This window comes from Peribacillus sp. NPDC097284 (assembly GCF_044761765.1).
Lineage (GTDB): Bacteria > Bacillota > Bacilli > Bacillales > DSM-1321 > Peribacillus.
Map to the genome: position 1 here is coordinate 331598 of NZ_JBIWCZ010000002.1, position 20499 is coordinate 352096.

Sequence of the window (20499 nt, forward strand, 5' to 3'; positions counted from 1 at the left end):
CAATGTTGATTGGTAGAAGGATCAACGGCCGTTATAAACTGATCGAGATGGTCGGTGGTGGCGGTATGGCGAATGTTTACCTTGCAAGAGATATGATTTTGGACCGTGATGTTGCCTTGAAGATCCTGAGGATGGATTTTAATAATGACGATGAATTCATTAAACGCTTTAATCGGGAAGCGCAATCAGCAACGAGTCTAGCCCATCCGAATATTGTCAGTATCTATGATGTCGGAGAAGAAAATGATATCTACTATATCGTCATGGAATATGTGGACGGGTTTACTTTAAAGCAATACATACAAAAATACTATCCAATTCCGGTTGAAAAAGCCTTAGATATCATGAAGCAAATTACGGCTGCCATCTCCCATGCCCACCATAACGGAATCATCCATAGGGACATCAAGCCTCAGAATATCCTGATTGATAAAGAAGGAACCGTTAAAATCACTGATTTTGGAATTGCCCTTGCTCTAAGTGCCACGAATATAACCCAGACAAATGCAGTTTTAGGTTCTGTTCATTACTTGTCTCCAGAACAGGCAAGAGGCGGCATGGCCAATAAGAAATCGGATATCTATTCTCTGGGTATCGTGATGTTTGAGATTTTAACTGGCAGGCTCCCTTTTTCAGGTGAATCTGCAGTTTCCATTGCGTTAAAGCATCTCCAGTCGGAAACCCCATCGCCAAAGCGTTGGAATCCTGATATACCGCAAAGTGTGGAAAATATTATTCTAAAAGCAACGGCAAAAGATTCATATTATCGTTATGAAAGCGTCGATTCAATGGAAGATGACATTCGAACTTCGCTTGATCCAGAGCGCTTAAATGAATTGCCTTTTGTCATTCCGGAAGATCATGATGCAACAAAAGCCATCCCCATCATCACGAATGACCAGCTGTCAAGTATAGATGAGACAATCATAAGAGGACCGGAAAAAAATGCGAGCGTAGTTGAACAAGATGAACAAAGTGATGAGCCAGCTACAGCGACTAAGCTTAAAAAGAAACAGAAAAAACAAAAAACGAAATCGAAGCAAAAAAGTAATCGGCGCATAAAATGGCCCGCGATTTTAGTTACCATCTTTTTGGTTTTAGCGGTGGTTGCCATTTTATCCATTACCGTTTTTCCATCCATGCTTGGCACTAAAGAAGTGACCGTCCCTGACTTAAAAGGGGAAGAGCTGGATGATGCCATTTCTACCTTGGTGGAATTAGGACTTGTCACGGGGGACACGATTGAGATTAATGATGAAGAGGTCGAAAAAGGTCTCGTCATCAAGACCAACCCTAAAGAAGGTAAGCTGGTCAAAGAAGGCGCTAAAATAGATATCTATCAAAGCATTGGTAAAGAAACGATTACATTGTCTAGCTATGAAGGAAGAAAGTATGATGATATCGAGAGTATGCTCAATAAGATGGGCTTCAAGGACGTTGCAGTGACAGAGGTATTTGATGAAAGCGAGCCGGGGACGATCATTGATCAAGATCCTTCAGGAGGCTTTGAAGTCATTGCTTCGGAAACGGAGCTCGAACTCATGGTCAGTAAGGGTGCCGATCGATTAACATTAAAGAACCTAACGGGTTTCAATGAGACGGCTTTGAATGATTACTCCAATGAAAGTGGAATAAAAATTGCCGTCGAAAAAAAGGTGTATACGGATTCAGTGGCCGAGGGACTTGTTATTTCGCAGGAACCTGCACCATCTACTAAAGTGGACAAGGGAAGTACGGTAAGCGTGGTCCTTTCAAAAGGGAAAGAAGAGATTCCACCAAAGACGGTAACAGAGGAAATCACGATCGAATATGACCCTGTAGAGCCCGGTAAACCACAGCAAGTTCAAATCTTCATTGAAGACATCAATAATAGCATGACAGAGCCCTATGATACTTTTTCGCTCTTGGAAACTGAAGAAAAAGAGATCAAATTCTTGGTGTCCAAAGATAAGAAAGCCGGATATAAAGTCATGCGTGACGGACAGGTGATAAAGGAAAAAACCATCACTTATCCGGAATGAATTTAATCAAATTAGGAGTGTGGCTATGCCCGAAGGAAAAATCATTAAAGCCTTAAGCGGCTTTTATTATGTTTTAGATGGAGAAGAAGTATTCCAATGCCGGGGTCGAGGCGTTTTTCGTAAAAATAAGGTAACGCCCCTTGTTGGTGATTACGTTGTATATCAGGCTGATAATAAGACGGACGGAACGGTAACGGAGGTCAAGCCACGAAAGAATGAATTGGTTCGTCCACCGATAGCGAATGTCGATCAGGCCATTCTTGTTTTTTCAGCAGTCGAACCCGAGTTCAGTCCAGCTCTGCTTGATCGATTCCTGGTCCTCATTGAAGATAATGAGATCGAGCCCATTATTGTCGTGACCAAAATGGACTTGGTAACGGAAGATAAAAAAGAGAAATTGTCTCAGCATATCAAGGACTATCAGAAGTTAGGCTATACAGTGCTGGAAACTTCTTCGATAACCACAGGAGGCGTCAATCAGCTTATTCCTTTAATAGAAGGGAAAACCAGTGTGTTTGCCGGTCAATCCGGAGTGGGGAAATCCTCGTTGTTGAATGCGATCAACCCGAGCTTGGCCCTAAAGACAGACGACATTTCATCTCATTTGGGACGCGGAAAGCATACCACACGTCATGTGGAACTGATTCACATGGGCACTGGCCTCGTCGCGGATACGCCTGGATTCAGTTCACTTGAATTCACGGAAATGGAAGCAGAACGTCTATCGTATTGTTTTCCTGAGATGCATAAGCTTGGTGAGGACTGCAAGTTCAGGGCCTGCCTCCATGACAAGGAACCGAAGTGCGCTGTGAAAGAAGCGGTAGAAACCGGGGTAATCCCACAATACAGGTACGAACATTATATGCAATTTTTAGAGGAAATAAGAGATAGAAAGCCGAGGTATTAGTATGGTTAAAATTGCACCATCCATATTATCAGCTGATTTCGCAAAGCTGGGAGAAGAAATCTTGGATGTAGAGAGGGGCGGAGCCGACTATATCCATGTAGACGTTATGGATGGCCATTTCGTGCCTAACATCACAATTGGTTCATTGATTGTCGATGCTATCAGACCGGTGACGAAACTCCCTCTAGACGTCCATTTGATGATTGAACGTCCAGATGCCTATATCGAGGCGTTTGCCAAAGCAGGGGCCGACTATATCACTGTCCATGTAGAAGCGTGTACCCACCTACACCGCACGATTCAATTGATAAAGTCCTTTGGTGTTAAAGCGGGGGTAGTCCTCAATCCGGCCACTCCAGCATCCGTGATCCAACCGATCATCGAAGATATAGATATGGTTTTATTGATGACCGTCAATCCAGGATTTGGGGGGCAAAAGTTCATCGCTTCTGTACTGCCAAAAATTTCCGAAGTGAAGGCGATGGCTGATTTGTACAATCCCAATCTTGAAATTGAAGTAGATGGCGGGGTAAATGAAGAAACGGCCAAAGTTTGTATTGAACGGGGAGCAACGGTACTTGTCGCCGGGTCAGCCATATATAACCAGGAAGATCGCCAGGCAGCGATTCAGAGAATTCGTGGAAATTAAAAAGAGAGAAAGCCGACATTATCGTATCTATACTACGATGATGATCGGCTTTTTTAAAACAATCAAACATGTAAAGAATCTTAAGAATAGGGTGGCGGAATATGAAAATAAGCATTATGGCTGGAGGCCCAAAGGATTTGTGGCCTGATTTAACGACTTATAAAGAGAGTACTGACTTGTGGGTTGGGGTCGATCGAGGTGTTTGGTCCTTACTTGAAAATGACATTGTTCCTCAGTGTGGGTTTGGCGATTTCGATTCCGTATCCGAAGAGGAATGGTCCAAGATTCAAAAAAGGATGGAGAATATTCATCTTTACCCTCCTGAGAAGGATGAAACCGATTTGGAAATTGCATTTAAATGGGCAATGGAGCAGGAGCCAAATGAAATACATATTCTAGGTGCAACAGGAGGGCGGCTGGACCATTTTCTCGGCAATATCCAATTATTGCAGAAAGATAGCATCCTGCCTTATCACAAGGATATTGATATGTATATAGTCGATTGTCAGAATAGCTTAACCGTGAAGACGCCAGGATCCTACCCCTTGACCTTGGATGAAGAGAGGAAGTATATTTCCCTGCTTCCGGTAACCGAAGAGATCACCGGCATTACACTCTTGGGGTTTAAGTATCCACTTGTTGATGCAAAGCTTGAATTGGGCTCCACACTCTGTGTCAGCAATGAACTAATTTCTGATTGTGGGAATGTTTCATTTGAGGAAGGCATATTAATGGTGATAAGAAGCAGAGATTAAAATTCATGCTTAGAGCAGATTCGGATATACTTTTCATCCTATATCCGCTTAAAAGCTTATGTTGTAATAGAAAAGTTCCACTTCATCTTAAATTTGTGGGATGTAAAGAGGAGGGGCATTATGAAATTTTATACAATTAAATTGCCAAAAGTTCTGGGCAGTTTGGTAAGGGCCATGCTCGGAGCGTTTAAAAAAGGCTAATAAAACATATTTACGTGACACCTTCTATAAAGGGGGTGTTATTTTTTGGTTTGGCTGGGGACAATAAAGAAACGATAGGTTGGACAGGCTTTTAATGGGTGATGATCTTTCTGAAAGAATCAGATTGTCCAATCATCACCCATTATAAAAGCGGCAGCCATTTTCAAATAAAAAGGCATCCTTAGAGGATGCCGTAACATTATACGCGTTCTACTTTGCCCGATTTAAGAGCTCTTGCAGAAACGTATACACGTTTAGGTTTACCGTCAACTAAAATACGTACTTTTTGAAGGTTAGCGCCGAATGTACGCTTGCTAGCGTTCATTGCGTGAGAGCGGCTGTTACCAGAACGGGTTTTTCTTCCAGTGATTACACATTTACGTGCCATGTCAAATTCCCTCCTAACTACAACAAGCTTAAGTTTACGAAGTTGTCTTAAGTCTTTGTGAAATACTTTAATAATTTATCACACCTACCGTGAGAATGCAATACTTCAGTTAATTACTTTCAAGAAAAAAACCTTGACATACCCCCTTTAAAATTGAATTATATTAAGTACCGTATGACATTTACTTTTAAAACAATAGACATTATAGTAAAATGTCTTTAGTTGAGTTAGTTTTGGGAGGGAAAAAGAAAATGTCTATCGAATTACAAACGAAATATGGACAAATTGATATCTCTAATGATGTAATCGCTACTGTAGCCGGTGGTGCTGCTATTGATTGCTACGGAATAATAGGAATGGCTTCCAAAAAACAATTTAAAGACGGCATTGCCGAAATACTAAGAAAAGAAAACTTTACTAAGGGTGTAATAGTCCGACAAGATGAGGAAGAAGTTCATATCGATATGTATATTATCGTTAGTTATGGAACGAAAATCTCGGAAGTTGCACATAATGTGCAATCAAAGGTAAAATACACTCTGGACAAAACTGTTGGATTAGCTGTAGATTCTGTAAACATTTTTGTACAGGGAGTTCGTGTTACGAACCCTTAAGTATAGGAGGAAAGTTTTGTGTCAATTACAAGTTTAAATGGAAAGCGCTTTGCTGAAATGATCATCCAGGGAGCTAATCATTTAGCAGCCAACGCCCAAATGGTCGATGCATTGAACGTTTTCCCGGTTCCAGATGGAGATACAGGAACAAATATGAATTTATCTATGACTTCCGGCGCTAAGGAAGTACAAAATAATGTACAAGAACATATCGGAAAAGTGGGTACTTCTCTTTCAAGAGGTCTATTGATGGGGGCTCGAGGTAATTCTGGAGTAATCCTTTCACAGCTTTTCCGTGGTTTTGCAAAATCTATCGAAAATAAAGCGGTCATCAATAGTGAAGAATTCGCCCATGCTTTTGAGGCGGGTGTACAAACCGCTTATAAAGCCGTTATGAAGCCTGTTGAAGGCACCATTTTAACAGTCGCGAAGGATGCAGCCAAGCAAGCGGTTTCATCTGCTGCCAAGCATCAGGACCTTATCCAGGTAATGGAGGATATTGTTACTGAGGCAAATGCATCTTTAAAAAGGACACCTGATTTACTTCCTGTATTGAAAGAAGTCGGTGTGGTCGATAGCGGTGGACAAGGGTTGGTTTTCGTTTATGAAGGATTCCTAGCAGAATTGAAGGGTGAAGCTTTACCCGTTCGTTCAGCCAATGGCCCAAGCATGGATGATATGGTGAGTGCTGAACATCACATTAACGTACAAGGACACATTAATACGGAAGATATCGTGTTTGGTTATTGTACGGAATTCATGGTCCGGTTGGAAAAGGATAAGCCAGCTGCCCAATCGTTCAATGAAGAGAAGTTCCGGAATGATTTAAGTGAATTTGGAGATTCATTATTAGTCATCTCTGATGATGAAATAGTTAAAGTACATATTCACTCTGAACAACCTGGTAATTGCCTTAATTATGGTCAGACATACGGTAGTCTTATTAAGTTGAAAGTTGATAATATGCGTGAACAGCATACAGCTATAGTCGGCGAAACTAAAACGCCACTTCAAACAAAACCGAAAGCCAAGGATAAATATGGTGTCGTTTCTGTGGCGATGGGTGCCGGTATCAGCGAGCTTTTCAAAAGCATCGGTGCAAAATCAGTCATTGAAGGCGGACAAACGATGAATCCTAGTACTGAAGACATTGTGAAAGCAGTTGAAGAAGCCCATGCAGAAAAAGTAATCATTCTGCCTAATAATAAAAATATTATTATGGCTGCCAATCAAGCTGCTGATGTCCTTGGGGATAACGTGATGGTCGTTCCTGCCAAAACTGTACCGCAGGGAATGGCAGCATTGCTTGCTTTCAACCCTTCATTGGATATTACAGAGAACCAAAAGGTGATGACCGATGCTCTTTCTCATGTTAAAACAGGTCAAATCACATATGCTGTAAGGAATACAAGCATTGATGGTCTTTCAATCGAGAAGGGCGACTTCATGGGTATTGATGAAGGCACCATCAAAGTGAAAAATAAAGACAAGGCTCAGGCTGCAAAGGATCTTTTATCCAAAATGATGGACGAAGATTCTGAGATCTTGACCATTCTTTATGGTGAAGATGCAACTTCAGAAGAAGTGGATGAGCTTGTCGCGTTTTGTGAAGAAACATTTGAAGATGTTGAAGTTGAAGTCCATAACGGTAAACAGCCGTTATATGCTTTCATTTTCTCAATTGAATAAACTAAACCATCTACTTGGGTAAGATCACCTGATCGTCTTTTGCCCTTTAATAGATGTGATATAGAAGTCTCGATAAAAAGTAATAAACTGCATAGGTCATTAGGCTATGCAGTTTATTTTTGCGGACTAAAGGTTATAAAACAGCATGCATGCAGGAACTGTGACCAATCAGAAGATAACCTCTAGCGTTTTTCTTTAGGTTCTTAAAGTCCAGCGCGTAATGAAGGAGGAATAGAACGTGAAATATAGGAGTGTATTTGATATTATCGGTCCCGTTATGATTGGACCTTCGAGCTCACATACAGCCGGAGCTGCGAGAATAGGCAGGGTGGCAAGGAATCTATTCAACAAAGAACCGAAATGGGCCCGTATTTCTTTTTATGGGTCTTTTGCAAAGACCCATAAAGGTCATGGGACGGATGTGGCCATTGTAGGGGGACTACTTGATTTTGATACTTTTGATGAGAAAATCAAAGAATCTCTTGATATAGCCCGTCAAAAGAACATGGACATTGCCTTCCAAGAAGAAGAGGCCGTTCCGGAACACCCGAATACTGTGAAGATAACGGTTGGTGATGATGCGGATGAACTGGAGCTCGTTGGGATATCGATTGGAGGTGGCAAAATCGAAATAATCGAATTGAATGAATTCAAATTAAGGCTTTCGGGTCACAACCCAGCCATACTTGTCGTTCATGATGACCGTTTCGGAGCTATTGCCAATGTCTCTAACGTTTTGGCCAAGCATCAAATTAATATAGGACAGATGGAAGTATCACGAAAAGAAAAGGGAAAGATGGCACTTATGACCATCGAAGTGGATGTGAATATAGAAGAGCAAGTCATCGATGAAATTTCGAAATTGCCTCATATCACCAAGGTCGCAAGGATTGTCGACTGAGTTACTTGAGGCAACCGTTTTCATTAAGGAGGGAAAGAGGACATGTTTCGAAATGTAGCAGAACTAGTAGAATTGGCAGAAGCAAAGCAAGTGAAAATTTCGACGCTCATGATCGAACAGGAAATGGAGGTGTCGGGTAAAACCCGGGACCAAATCATCCACCAGATGGGTGTAAACCTTGACGTCATGGAACAGGCCGTTGAAAAAGGGCTCCAAGGAGTCCGTTCCGTTTCGGGTTTGACAGGTGGGGACGCCGTGCTTCTTCAGAATTATATTAAAACGGGAAACTCATTATCGGGTGAACTTTTGTTGGATGCGGTCAGTAAAGCTGTGGCAACAAATGAAGTGAATGCAGCGATGGGGACGATATGTGCGACGCCAACTGCTGGATCGGCAGGCGTTGTCCCAGGAACTTTGTTCGCTTTGCAGAATAAATTAAAGCCAAATCGGGAACAAAAAATTGAATTCCTCTTCACTGCAGGGGCATTTGGTTTCGTTGTTGCTAATAATGCTTCGATTTCTGGGGCCGCAGGAGGTTGCCAGGCGGAAGTGGGTTCAGCATCAGGGATGGCCGCGGCCGCCATCGTTGAAATGGCTGGTGGAACGCCATCTCAAAGTGCCCACGCCATGGCGATTACATTAAAGAACATGCTTGGTCTGGTTTGTGACCCTGTTGCTGGGCTCGTAGAAGTGCCTTGTGTGAAGCGGAATGCGATGGGGGCAGCTAACGCCATGGTGGCAGCTGATATGGCGTTAGCAGGTATTACAAGCCGAATTCCGTGTGACGAAGTAATCGATGCCATGTACAAAATCGGACAGGCGATGCCATCGGCCTTAAGGGAAACTGCACAAGGAGGATTAGCGGCCACCCCGACTGGACGGAAGTTGGAAGCGAAGATCTTTGGCTTGCCGTTAAGTAACAAGTGAGCAACAGCTTACAGGAACCAATTACGGCAGTTAAGGGCATTGGGGGAGAGACAGCTGCTGCGATGCAGGAAATGGAGATCCATACCGTCAATGATCTTCTAGAGCATCTTCCCTATCGCTATGAAGACTACCGGTTAAGGGACTTAGAAACGGTTGAACATGAGGAACGCGTCACTGTAGAAGGGAAAATTCATACAGTGCCGACCTTGGGCTATTTTGGGAAGAAGAAGTCCAGGCTAACGATTAAGTTGTTGACTGGAAGATATTTAATTACGGTTATATTTTTCAATCAGCCTTATTTGAAATCAAAACTTACAATCGGGGAAACCGTGACAGTGACAGGTAAATGGGATCGTCATCGCCAAACCATCACTGGTTCGGAATGCCATGTTGGAGATCATAGCCGGGAAAAGGAATTCGAACCCGTGTATTCCGTCAAGGGGAGCATTACGGTAAAAGGTATGCGTCGCCATATCACGAATGGTTTTTCCCAATATGGAAATATGATTGAGGAAAACCTCCCACCACAGCTGCTGACAACCTATAAGTTGATGCCACGTAAAGATGCGCTTCGCATGATGCACTTTCCTATATCGGCAGTTGATGTTAAGCAAGCCCGCCGTCGTTTTGTATATGAGGAGTTTTTGCTGTTTCAGCTGAAAATGCAGGCACTTCGTAAAATACAGCGCGAACAGTCAGGAGGGACTGGACAAGAATTTGATAGGCAGCAGGTGAAGGGATTCATTGATACCCTCCCGTTTCCATTAACGACTGCCCAGAACAGGGTTGTCGAGGAAATCCTGACTGACATGGAATCGCCTTACCGCATGAACCGGCTTTTACAAGGAGATGTAGGCTCAGGAAAAACGGTAGTGGCCGCGATTTGCCTATATGCGACCATATCGGCCGGTTTCCAAGGAGCGCTAATGGTCCCGACTGAAATTCTGGCTGAGCAGCATACTCAATCATTGACCGCCATGTTAGAACCAGTCGGAGTAAAGGTGGCTTTATTGACCTCCTCGGTAAAAGGGAAGAAGCGTAGAGAATTATTGGAGAAACTTGAATTAGGGGAACTTGATCTTTTGATTGGAACCCACGCACTGATTCAGGACGAGGTGAACTTCAAGGACCTCGGTTTGGTTATAACGGATGAACAACATCGGTTTGGTGTTGAACAACGACGCGTCCTGCGTGAAAAGGGAGGAAATCCCGATGTCCTTTTCATGACGGCGACACCGATTCCCCGTACACTCGCCATTACAGTGTTCGGCGAGATGGACGTTTCCACAATCGACGAAATGCCGGCTGGACGGAAAGCCATCGAAACGTATTGGGCGAAACACCAAATGCTCGATAGAATCCTCTCCTTTGTAGAAAAGGAACTTCAAAAAGGCAGACAAGCATATGTCATCTGCCCATTGATCGAGGAATCGGAAAAACTTGACTCCTTGCAAAATGTTCTCGATGTCCATGCCATGCTTACGCAATACTTCGTGAATCGTTATAAGGTGGGGCTCATGCATGGGCGTTTGCCTGCGGATGAAAAAGATGAAGTGATGCAGGAATTCAGTTCCAACGAAGCGCAAATCCTTGTTTCCACCACAGTTGTCGAAGTTGGGGTGAATGTACCCAATGCCACGGTGATGGTCATTTATGATGCTGAACGATTTGGTCTTTCCCAGCTGCATCAGTTACGTGGCCGAGTGGGGAGGGGGAGCAACCAGTCTTTTTGCATCCTGCTTGCCGATCCGAAAACGGAAGTCGGCAAAGAGCGGATGAAGATCATGACAGAGACGAATGATGGATTTGTCCTTTCAGAGAAGGATTTGGAGCTTCGAGGTCCAGGGGACTTTTTCGGTAAAAAACAAAGCGGACTTCCCGAATTCAAAGTGGCGGACATGGTCCATGATTACCGGACGCTGGAAGTTGCTAGGGAAGATGCTGCGAAATTGATAGCCTCAAATAGTTTTTGGCATGCACCAGAATACGCGTCGCTCCGGGCACATTTGGAAGGTACAGGCGTATTGACAGGAGAAAAGCTTGACTGATCGTCTTGATTGAATGAAACAGTAAAACAGATTGTGAGAATTTCCACAAAATCTTGCAATCTGTTTTTAAAATATATATACTACTATTAGTACCTAGTCATAATATTATGGATGGTGACCTTCAAATGCGAAGAAACAAGAAGGAACGCCAGCAATTATTAATCGAAACGATTAAACAGAATCCTTTTGTAACGGATGAGGAGCTGGCTGAAAAGTACTCGGTGAGCGTCCAGACAATTAGGCTCGATCGTCTTGAATTATCAATACCGGAGCTTCGTGAACGTATAAAAAACGTAGCCGAGAAGAAATTCAGTGACGAAATAAGGGCATTGCCATTGGATGAGATCATTGGGGAAGTAATAGATTTGAATTTAGATGAAAATGCAATTTCTATTTTAGATATAAAAAAAGAGCATGTTTTTAAGCGCAATGGAATCGCAAGGGGTCATCACCTTTTTGCTCAAGCTAATTCATTGGCGGTGGCGGTCATCAATGATGAACTGGCCTTAACGGCAAAAGCATCCATTCTATTTACTCGTTCCGTCAAGGAAAATGAAAGAGTGGTAGCTAAAGCGAAAGTTAAAAAGGTGGAGTATCAAGCAGATCGTTCCGTAGTGGAAGTCAGAAGCTACGTAGGAAATGAAATGGTATTCAAAGGTGAGTTCGAAATGTATCGCTCTTAACTTGCTTAGAAAAGGATGAACGTTCATGAAAATAACGCTAGATGCAATGGGTGGAGACAATGCTCCAAAGGCACAGGTATTAGGAGCCATGAAAGCAGTCGAGGCCTTTCCCGATGTGGAAATAACCTTAGTAGGGAACGAAGGCGAAATCAACCAGTTCTTAACGAAAAATGAACGGATCAAGATCATACATACGGAAGAAAAGATACTAAGTACCGATGAACCTGTTCGTGCGGTCCGTCGCAAGAAGAATGCATCGATGGTATTAGCAGCCCGCCAAGTGGCCGATGGAGAAGCGGATGCATGCATATCTTCAGGAAATACAGGTGCTTTGATGGCAGCCGGCTTGTTCGTTGTCGGGAGAATCGAAGGAATCGAACGTCCAGCATTGTCCCCAACCTTGCCGACAATAGATGGTAAAGGTTTTGTTTTTCTTGATGTGGGAGCGAATGCAGAAGCGAAACCGGAGCACCTGCTTCAATTTGCCATAATGGGTTCCGTATATGCCCAAAAGGTGCGTGGAATTGAAAAACCGCGTGTGGGCCTTTTAAATATTGGGACTGAAGAGAAAAAAGGGAACGAGCTGACGAAGCAGGCTTTCACGCTCCTTCAGCAATCATCGGACATCTCCTTTATAGGGAATGTAGAGGCCAGGGATCTTCTGAACGGTCCGGCAGATGTAGTTGTGACGGATGGCTTTACAGGAAATATGGTGCTGAAAACGCTTGAGGGAACAGCCATGAGTGTCTTTCATATGTTAAAATCCGCGTTGATGAGCAATATGAAGAGTAAGATTGCCGCAGCACTAGTGAAACCGGAACTAAAAGGCATTAAAAATCAAATGGATTACTCGGAATATGGTGGGGCTGGATTATTCGGTTTGAAGGCACCTGTCATCAAGGCACACGGTTCTTCCGACGCAAATGCGATTTATAACGCGATCCGTCAGACCCGGGATATGGTGAGTCATGATGTGATTCCGACCATTGCGAAGACGATAGAAAAAGTCCAATAAATATAGAGATAGGGGAGTTTGGGATGGGTAAGATTGCTTTTGTCTTTCCAGGACAAGGTTCACAGTCAATAGGGATGGGTTTAGACTTATTTGAGGTAAATGAGCAAGCACGGAAAATTTTTCAAACGGCGGATGAAAAACTGGATTTTGCGCTATCCGAGCTTATATTCAATGGCACTCAGCAGGAATTAACGGTAACCTATAATGCTCAACCTGCGCTATTGACTACAAGTTATGCCTTGTTCAATGCCTTGGCGGAAGCGGGCATCCAGCCTGATTACACTGCAGGACATAGTTTAGGGGAATATACGGCATTGGTAGCCTCAGGTGCAATTTCTTTTGAGGATGCTGTCTATACTGTTAGAAAACGTGGTCAATTCATGGAGGCCGCTGTTCCGAATGGCCAAGGCTCGATGGCCGCAATTCTGGGAATGGACCGTACAGCACTCGCTCTTGTAACGGCTGATATTACTGATGCAGGTGAATCCGTTCAGCTGGCTAACATTAACTGTCCGGGGCAAATCGTCATTTCCGGAACGGCAGAAGGCGTCAAGCTTGCGAGCGCAAAAGCGAAGGAAAGCGGAGCAAAACGTGCTCTCCCTCTTGATGTGAGCGGGCCGTTTCATTCTGAATTAATGAAACCTGCGGCTGAACAACTTCAAAAGGTACTTGATGAAGTGAGTTTCCGACAGGCACCCATTCCGGTGATTTCAAACGTAACGGGCGAGCCTATCACAGAACCATCAGAGATTAAAAATAAATTAATTGAACAATTGTATTCACCAGTTCTTTGGGAAGATAGTGTCAAAAAGCTGCTTGAATTAGGCGTGGACACGTTCATTGAAGTGGGACCAGGCAAGGTACTGGGAGGATTGATTAAAAAAATCGACCGATCCGTCAATATTCACTCAGTATCGAATACAGAAACCCTACATAAAACGGTCGAAGCATTGAAAGGGGAACCAGCATGATTCTTGAAGGTAAGAAGGCACTAGTAACTGGTGCTTCCCGCGGTATCGGCAGGGAAGTGGCATTGGAACTCGCACGGCAGGGAGCGGACGTAGCTGTCAATTATGCTGGAAGCGAAACAAAAGCTAATGAAGTGGTCGATGAAATCAAGGCACTTGGGCGAAAAGCATTTGCCGTTCAATGCGATGTATCAGATAGTGAATCAGTAACAGGCATGATTAAAGAGGTCATTGAACAATTTGGCCGGGTCGACATTTTAGTCAATAATGCTGGAATTACCCGTGATAATTTATTGATGCGGATGAAGGAAGAAGAATGGGATTCGGTCATCGATACGAATTTAAAAGGTGTCTTCCTTTGCACAAAGGCAGTCACAAGACACATGATGAAGCAACGTAGCGGCAAAATCATCAATATGGCTTCCATCGTCGGTGTGATGGGGAATGCGGGGCAGGCAAACTATGTTGCAGCCAAGGCAGGCGTGATTGGCTTGACAAAGTCCACTGCCAAGGAGCTTGCATCAAGAGGGATCACGGTCAATGCGATCGCTCCAGGTTTCATCTCCACGGATATGACTGGTGAACTGACGGAAGACGTGCAAAAAGCGATGCTGTCACAAATACCTTTAGCCCGCTTCGGTGACCCAAAGGATATTGCATCAGTTGCCACGTTTCTCGCTTCAGAGGCAAGCAGCTATATGACGGGTCAAACCCTTCATATTGATGGCGGTATGGTGATGTAAGTTTAGGTTTGATTTTTTTGAAATATAATTTATAATGTCTTGAGGGGAGGTGAACATATTGGCAGATGTATTAGAAAGAGTAACGAAAATCGTTGTAGATCGCTTGAACGTTGAAGAATCAGAAGTAAAGCTTGAAGCTTCATTCAAAGAAGATCTTGGTGCCGATTCCCTAGATGTAGTCGAACTAGTCATGGAGTTTGAAGACGAATTTGATATGGAAATTTCGGACGATGACGCTGAAAAAATCGCCACAGTGGGTGATGCTGTGAATTACATAAAAAGCACTATGTAATGTTAATGTCTTTTGATTAAAAGCTCCGTTTTTTAACGGGGCTTTCTCTTGTAATGTAAGGGTCTGGAAAATAACAGGCTTGAACGAATACGTGCAGTTCCGATTAAGTTCCATGTGTCAAGCATCAACGCTGCTGGCTATTTTTCTTTAAGCGGATTATACTGTATGATGGTACATAGGAAAGCTTGACAGGAATTCCTGCCAGGTTTCTTTTTATATGTAGGAAAAATTTGTTTTTGAACCGTAGTGGAGGGTTTTTGTGATGCGTAGGAACGTAAATAATCGTAAACCATTAAGTAAGGATAATAAATTTAAAGAGTTACAGGACAATCTGGGTTTTCATTTTGAAGATGAAAATTTGTTGAAAAAAGCTTTTACACATTCATCTTATGTGAATGAGCATCGCCGCAAGCCTTACGAAGATAATGAAAGGCTAGAATTTCTAGGAGACGCAGTACTTGAACTGACAATCTCGAAATATCTGTATCAGAAATACCCGATGATGAGTGAAGGAGAGCTTACGAAATTAAGGGCAGCCATTGTCTGTGAGCCGTCACTAGTCGACTTTGCCAACAGCCTCTCTTATGGGGAATATGTATTGCTTGGTAAAGGGGAAGAAATGACAGGCGGTAGAGAACGCCCTGCCATGCTTGCAGATGTATTCGAAGCCTATATTGGCGCTTTATATCTTGACCAAGGATTAGAGCCGGTTGTGCAGTTCTTGAAAAATGTCGTGTTTCCGAAGATAGACGAGGGTGCTTTTTCTCATGTGATGGATTATAAGAGCCAGCTCCAAGAGCTTATCCAACGGGACGCAATTGGGGTTCTGCAATACAAAATACTGCAGGAAAAAGGACCGGCCCATAATAGAGAGTTCGTTTCTACGGTTTCTTTGAATGGGGAAGATCTAGGAACTGGTGTGGGAAAATCGAAAAAAGAGGCAGAGCAACATGCCGCCGAACACGCATTGGCCGTTTTAAAGAAAAAAACTCAACAAGATAGTTGAACAGTAGAGGGGGAAAGGTCATGTTCCTCAAACGCTTGGACGTTGTAGGATTCAAATCTTTCGCAGATAAAATTTCGATTGAATTTGTACCTGGTGTCACGGCAGTGGTTGGACCGAACGGTAGTGGTAAAAGCAATGTGACTGATGCAGTCCGTTGGGTTCTTGGAGAGCAATCCGCAAAATCACTGCGTGGAGCAAAAATGGAAGATATCATCTTCTCAGGAAGTGACACAAGAAAGGCCTTGAATTTTGCAGAGGTTTCCTTGACTTTGGATAATGAGACCAACACCCTTCCAATTGACTTTCATGAAGTTAGTGTGACAAGAAGGGTATATCGATCGGGTGAAAGCGAATTCTTCATTAATAATCAAGGATGCCGCCTGAAAGATATCGTTGAATTATTTATGGATTCAGGACTTGGACGCGAAGCATTTTCCATTATCAGCCAAGGGAAAGTGGAAGAAATCCTAAGCAGCAAAGCAGAAGAAAGACGAGTTATTTTTGAAGAGGCCGCTGGTGTCTTGAAGTATAAAACAAGAAAAAGAAAAGCGGAATCAAAACTGACGGAAACACAAGATAATCTCAACAGGATTCATGACATCCTTCATGAACTAGAAGGTCAAGTGGAACCCTTGAAAATTCAATCTTCCCTGGCCAAAGAATATTTGGATAAGAAAGAGGAACTTGAAAAAATCGAAGTGGCTTTGACCGTTTTTGAAATTGAAGAACTTAATGAAAAATGGGAAAGTCTTACCCAGGAACTTGGGAAACACAATGAGATGGAGCGACAATTGGCTGGAAGGCTTCATGAACGTGAAGAGCATCTTAAAGAGGTTCGAGGAAGCATTGCCGGACTCGAAACATCGATTAACGAGCTTCAAGAAGTGCTATTGAACGCCAGCGAAGAGCTTGAGAAGCTTGAGGGTCGTAAAGAAGTATTGAAAGAACGGAAAAAGAATGCGGCACAAAATAAATCACAGCTTGAAAAAGCGATTATAGAGGGCAAGGCAGCCGTTGAACGTCTTTCTTTACAAAAGGAAAGAGAAACGGAAGTTCTGCATGCATTGAGTTCTGAAGTAAAACAGCTTCAAGAGCTTTTACATGAAAAACAAAAAAGCTTAGGTCTATTCAATACCGACATTGAAGCCCTGATAGAAGTGAAGAAAAGTGACTATATCGAGTGGCTGAACAAGCAGGCTGCCGCCAAAAATGAAAAGCATTACCTTCTGCAGCAACTCACGCAGCAGGAACATAAAAATTCCAAACTGGATCACGAAAATGAAAAATTCCTTACCGAGAGAACGGAAATCACTGCTAAAAAGTCGGAATACTCCAAGCGTATGGAAAAACTGAGCAAGCAGCTTGAAGACCATGTCACTTCTTTCCGAAATCAACAGAATAAGCTACAAACGGCAAAAGATACGTATCAAAAACAGGAAACGACCCTATATAAGGCCTATCAATTCCTTCAACAGGCAAAATCCCGAAAGGAACTGCTTGAAGAGATGGAAGAGGACTATGCAGGCTTCTTTCAAGGTGTTAAGGAAGTCCTAAAAGCAAAAGGTACTCTAAAAGGCATTGAAGGTGCAGTGGCGGAACTGATCAAGGTCCCAAAGGAATATGAAACCGCCATCGAAACAGCACTAGGTGGGGCGATGCAACATGTGGTTGTGGAGAGAGAAGAACATGCCCGTGAAGCCATTTCCTTCTTGAAGAAAAACAGGTTTGGACGGGCGACTTTCCTGCCCTTATCTGTCATCAAAGGAAGAGAGATTTCATCGAACCAGCTATCGATGCTGAAGAATCACCCTGCTTTTGTCGGGACAGGTTCCTCGTTGATCCAATATGATGAAAGACATGCTTCCATCGCGGCAAACCTGCTAGGAACCGTCATTATCACAAAGGACTTAAAAGGAGCCAACGAACTGGCAAAAATGGTGCAGCACCGTTTCCGCTTTGTTACGCTTGAAGGGGATGTCGTCAACCCTGGTGGTTCGATGACGGGTGGAACGATCAAACAAAAATCGACTTCACTACTATCCCGGAAAACCGAGCTTGAAGAATTACATGAGAAGCTAGCCGGGATGGAATTAAAAACGAACCAGCTTGAAAAACAGGTAAAACAGCTGAAGGTGGATGTCGGTGTTCAAGAGCAAACGCTTGAACAAACGAGAAAAACAGGTGAAATGCTACGATTACAGGAGCAATCCCTGAAAGGTGAACTTCGTGAAGTCGAGCTACAAGAAAGAAATGTGAATGATCGCCTACACCTTTATGATTTGGATAAAAACTCCTATTTAGAAGAGCAACAGCAAAAGAAAGCAAGGCTCGAAGAATTGGAAGAACTGCTGAAATCCTGTAAAGTGGAAATCGATGGGCTTGACCGCCTTATAGCGGAAATGACAGAACAAAAACAATCACAGCAATCATCAAAGGAAAGTCTTGCCGAAGAAACGAGCGAGTTAAGGGTAACATTGGCCTCAAAACGCGGTCAGCTTCAAAATCAAAGAGAAAAAATGGAACGGCTTGAGGCGGACATGGAAAAAGAGACCAGCACCTTAACTGAAAACAAGGATGACTTGGGGCTTTTAACAAATGAAATGACGGACAGTTCGAGCGGGGAAGAAACGCTTGAAGACATGGCCCAACAAAGATTGCTTGATAAGAATGCGGCCATTGAAAATATTTCCGCCAAAAAACAGGAAAAGACCGAAATGCAAACTCATCTCGAAACCCTCGAAATAGCTTTGAAAGAGGAAAGTCGTCTCTATAAAGGTATCGTTGAAGTGGTCAAGGATGAAGAGGTCAAATTAACCCGACTTGATGTGGCGCTGGAAAACCGCCTGGATCATTTACGCGAGGAATATACATTATCCTATGAAGGGGCTAAAGAAAAGTATCCATTAATGATACCTATCGAAGAAGCTCAGAAAAAGGTAAAGCTCATTAAGCTGGCCATTGAAGAATTGGGGACGGTCAACTTAGGAGCAATAGACGAGTATGCCCGTGTAGCCGAAAGGTACGAGTTCCTTCTCGGTCAAAAAGAAGATCTGCAGCAGGCTAAGGATACCTTATTCCAGGTTATCGACGAGATGGATGAGGAAATGAAACGACGCTTTTCAGAAACATTCTATGCGATTCGTGAACAGTTCGAACAGGTATTTAAATCACTGTTCGGTGGTGGCAGGGCTGAATTAAAACTGACAGATCCCAATGATTTATTGAATACGGGAGTAGATATCATCGCACAGCCTCCGGGGAAAAAACTACAGAACTTAAGTCTCTTGTCCGGTGGAGAACGAGCATTGACTGCAATTGCTCTTTTATTCTCGATTTTAAAGGTCCGGCCCGTTCCTTTCTGTATCCTCGATGAAGTCGAGGCGGCACTTGATGAAGCGAATGTAGTTCGTTTCAGCCAATTTTTAAGGAAATTCAGTCAAGAGACTCAGTTTATAGTAATCACCCATCGTAAAGGGACGATGGAGGAAGCGGATGTCCTCTATGGCATTACGATGCAAGAGTCAGGTGTTTCCAAATTAGTTTCCGTTCGTATGGAGGAATCAGAGAACTTTGTTGAAATATAAATCCATGAATTAGAGGAAGTGGGACAATGAGTTTCTTCAAGAAGCTAAAAGAAAAATTCACGGCACAAGAAGAAAAAGAAACAGCTGTAGAAACAAAAGTAGAAGTAGAAGTTGAAAAAAAAGCAACATCCGAAATATCAATCGGGGAAAAGTTTAAGCAAGGTTTAACGAAGACGAGGAATTCCTTTACCGGAAGGGTTAATGAACTCGTTGCCCGTTACCGGAAAGTGGATGAAGACTTTTTCGAAGAACTTGAGGAGATTCTCATCCAGGCTGATGTAGGCTTCGATACCGTTATGGAATTAATCGACCAATTAAAAATGGAAGTGAAACTGCGCAATATCTCTGATACGAGAGAAGTGCAATCTGTCATTTCTGAAAAACTTGTTGAAATTTACCAAGGTGATGAAGAAGGAATATCCAGCTTGAACATTCAACAAGACGGCCTGACGGTCATTCTCTTTGTCGGTGTGAACGGTGTAGGTAAAACAACGACAATCGGTAAACTTGCCCATAAGTTTAAGGAAGAAGGCAAATCGGTCGTATTGGCGGCTGGTGATACTTTCCGCGCCGGAGCGATTGAGCAACTCGAAGTGTGGGGAGAACGTGTCGGTGTCAGTGTCATTAAACAAGGAGAAGGATCTGACCCTGCTGCTGTTATGTTCGATGCCGTTCAAGCGGCTAAGGCACGCAAAGCCGATATCCTGATTTGTGATACAGCAGGCCGTCTGCAAAATAAAGTGAATTTGATGAAGGAATTGGAAAAGGTGAAGCGTGTAATTGAACGTGAAGTGCCTGGTGCACCACATGAAGTGCTCCTTGCCCTTGATGCAACGACGGGTCAAAATGCACTCATTCAAGCGAAAACGTTCAAGGAAGCGACAGATGTAACGGGTATCGTCTTAACGAAGCTTGATGGTACAGCAAAAGGCGGAATTGTCATAGCGATCCGAAATGAGCTTTCCATTCCCGTGAAATTTGTCGGACTTGGTGAAAAAATGGACGATCTTCAAGAATTCGATGCTGAAAAATATGTGTATGGGCTCTTTGCCGATATCATTGATAAAGAAGAAGTATAAAGGTGGATAGTTTTAGCCGGAAGGGATTT

General features: G+C 43.2%; 19 protein-coding genes. 18 read left to right on the plus strand and 1 reads right to left on the minus strand.

Annotation, left to right across the window (positions count from 1 at the left end):
* The first annotated feature begins 2 nt into the window (after nucleotides 1-2).
* The 5 genes from pknB (at nucleotide 3) to spoVM (ending at nucleotide 4533) form a co-directional block, all read left to right on the plus strand.
* A complete protein-coding gene (gene pknB, locus ACIQXU_RS07395; protein ID WP_402987823.1) occupies nucleotides 3-2021 on the plus strand; it encodes a Stk1 family PASTA domain-containing Ser/Thr kinase in 2019 nt (672 codons plus the stop codon).
* Nucleotides 2022-2046: 25 nt separating this feature from the next.
* Complete coding sequence (gene rsgA / locus ACIQXU_RS07400) at nucleotides 2047-2928, plus strand: ribosome small subunit-dependent GTPase A (protein ID WP_402868247.1); 882 nt, start codon at nucleotides 2047-2049, stop codon at nucleotides 2926-2928.
* A gap of 1 nt (nucleotide 2929) precedes the next feature.
* Nucleotides 2930-3577 (plus strand): ribulose-phosphate 3-epimerase, encoded by a 648-nt coding sequence (gene rpe, locus ACIQXU_RS07405; RefSeq protein WP_402956252.1) that lies wholly within the window; start codon nucleotides 2930-2932, stop codon nucleotides 3575-3577.
* A gap of 101 nt (nucleotides 3578-3678) precedes the next feature.
* On the plus strand, nucleotides 3679-4332 hold the full coding sequence (locus tag ACIQXU_RS07410) for a thiamine diphosphokinase (RefSeq protein ID WP_402868249.1): 654 nt from the start codon (nucleotides 3679-3681) through the stop codon (nucleotides 4330-4332).
* 120 nt (nucleotides 4333-4452) lie between these two features.
* Nucleotides 4453-4533 carry a stage V sporulation protein SpoVM gene (spoVM, locus tag ACIQXU_RS07415; RefSeq protein WP_034313769.1) on the plus strand — a complete coding sequence of 27 codons (81 nt, stop codon included), beginning with the start codon at nucleotides 4453-4455 and terminating at the stop codon, nucleotides 4531-4533.
* A gap of 199 nt (nucleotides 4534-4732) precedes the next feature.
* Here the strand turns inward: spoVM and rpmB are convergent, their stop codons facing one another.
* Nucleotides 4733-4921: a 50S ribosomal protein L28 gene (gene rpmB / locus ACIQXU_RS07420; RefSeq protein ID WP_402868250.1), complete on the minus strand. Its 189-nt coding sequence runs from the start codon at nucleotides 4919-4921 to the stop codon at nucleotides 4733-4735.
* Nucleotides 4922-5172: 251 nt separating this feature from the next.
* On the opposite strand from rpmB, the gene ACIQXU_RS07425 reads away from it, so the two are divergent.
* The 13 genes from ACIQXU_RS07425 to ftsY all read left to right on the plus strand — a co-directional run bounded on the left by ACIQXU_RS07425 (nucleotide 5173) and on the right by ftsY (nucleotide 20470).
* Nucleotides 5173-5535 (plus strand): Asp23/Gls24 family envelope stress response protein, encoded by a 363-nt coding sequence (locus ACIQXU_RS07425; RefSeq protein WP_402868253.1) that lies wholly within the window; start codon nucleotides 5173-5175, stop codon nucleotides 5533-5535.
* 18 nt (nucleotides 5536-5553) lie between these two features.
* Entirely contained in the window at nucleotides 5554-7224 is a 1671-nt protein-coding gene (locus ACIQXU_RS07430; protein WP_402987826.1) for a DAK2 domain-containing protein, read from the plus strand.
* A gap of 238 nt (nucleotides 7225-7462) precedes the next feature.
* On the plus strand, nucleotides 7463-8125 hold the full coding sequence (gene sdaAB, locus ACIQXU_RS07435; protein WP_402987829.1) for an L-serine ammonia-lyase, iron-sulfur-dependent subunit beta: 663 nt from the start codon (nucleotides 7463-7465) through the stop codon (nucleotides 8123-8125).
* 42 nt (nucleotides 8126-8167) lie between these two features.
* Nucleotides 8168-9052: an L-serine ammonia-lyase, iron-sulfur-dependent, subunit alpha gene (sdaAA, locus tag ACIQXU_RS07440; protein ID WP_402868257.1), complete on the plus strand. Its 885-nt coding sequence runs from the start codon at nucleotides 8168-8170 to the stop codon at nucleotides 9050-9052.
* Nucleotides 9049-11100, plus strand: a complete 2052-nt coding sequence (gene recG / locus ACIQXU_RS07445; RefSeq protein ID WP_402987832.1) for an ATP-dependent DNA helicase RecG — start codon at nucleotides 9049-9051, stop codon at nucleotides 11098-11100. Before sdaAA ends, recG begins: the two co-directional genes overlap by 4 nt.
* 125 nt (nucleotides 11101-11225) lie before the next feature.
* Complete coding sequence (gene fapR / locus ACIQXU_RS07450) at nucleotides 11226-11783, plus strand: transcription factor FapR (RefSeq protein WP_402868260.1); 558 nt, start codon at nucleotides 11226-11228, stop codon at nucleotides 11781-11783.
* A 25-nt stretch (nucleotides 11784-11808) separates the two neighbouring features.
* The gene (plsX, locus tag ACIQXU_RS07455; RefSeq protein ID WP_402956261.1) at nucleotides 11809-12798 is read left to right on the plus strand and encodes a phosphate acyltransferase PlsX; all 990 of its coding nucleotides are present in this window, start codon (nucleotides 11809-11811) and stop codon (nucleotides 12796-12798) included.
* A 23-nt stretch (nucleotides 12799-12821) separates the two neighbouring features.
* The gene (gene fabD, locus ACIQXU_RS07460) at nucleotides 12822-13769 is read left to right on the plus strand and encodes an ACP S-malonyltransferase (protein WP_402987835.1); all 948 of its coding nucleotides are present in this window, start codon (nucleotides 12822-12824) and stop codon (nucleotides 13767-13769) included.
* Nucleotides 13766-14509 (plus strand): 3-oxoacyl-[acyl-carrier-protein] reductase, encoded by a 744-nt coding sequence (gene fabG, locus ACIQXU_RS07465; RefSeq protein WP_402987838.1) that lies wholly within the window; start codon nucleotides 13766-13768, stop codon nucleotides 14507-14509. Before fabD ends, fabG begins: the two co-directional genes overlap by 4 nt.
* Nucleotides 14510-14567: 58 nt before the next feature.
* Entirely contained in the window at nucleotides 14568-14801 is a 234-nt protein-coding gene (locus tag ACIQXU_RS07470; RefSeq protein WP_053345291.1) for an acyl carrier protein, read from the plus strand.
* 262 nt (nucleotides 14802-15063) lie between these two features.
* Nucleotides 15064-15807 carry a ribonuclease III gene (gene rnc / locus ACIQXU_RS07475; protein ID WP_402868266.1) on the plus strand — a complete coding sequence of 248 codons (744 nt, stop codon included), beginning with the start codon at nucleotides 15064-15066 and terminating at the stop codon, nucleotides 15805-15807.
* Nucleotides 15808-15827: 20 nt separating this feature from the next.
* Complete coding sequence (gene smc, locus ACIQXU_RS07480) at nucleotides 15828-19391, plus strand: chromosome segregation protein SMC (protein ID WP_402987841.1); 3564 nt, start codon at nucleotides 15828-15830, stop codon at nucleotides 19389-19391.
* Between the two features lie 26 nt (nucleotides 19392-19417).
* Nucleotides 19418-20470, plus strand: a complete 1053-nt coding sequence (gene ftsY, locus ACIQXU_RS07485; RefSeq protein WP_402868269.1) for a signal recognition particle-docking protein FtsY — start codon at nucleotides 19418-19420, stop codon at nucleotides 20468-20470.
* Nucleotides 20471-20499: the final 29 nt, after the last annotated feature.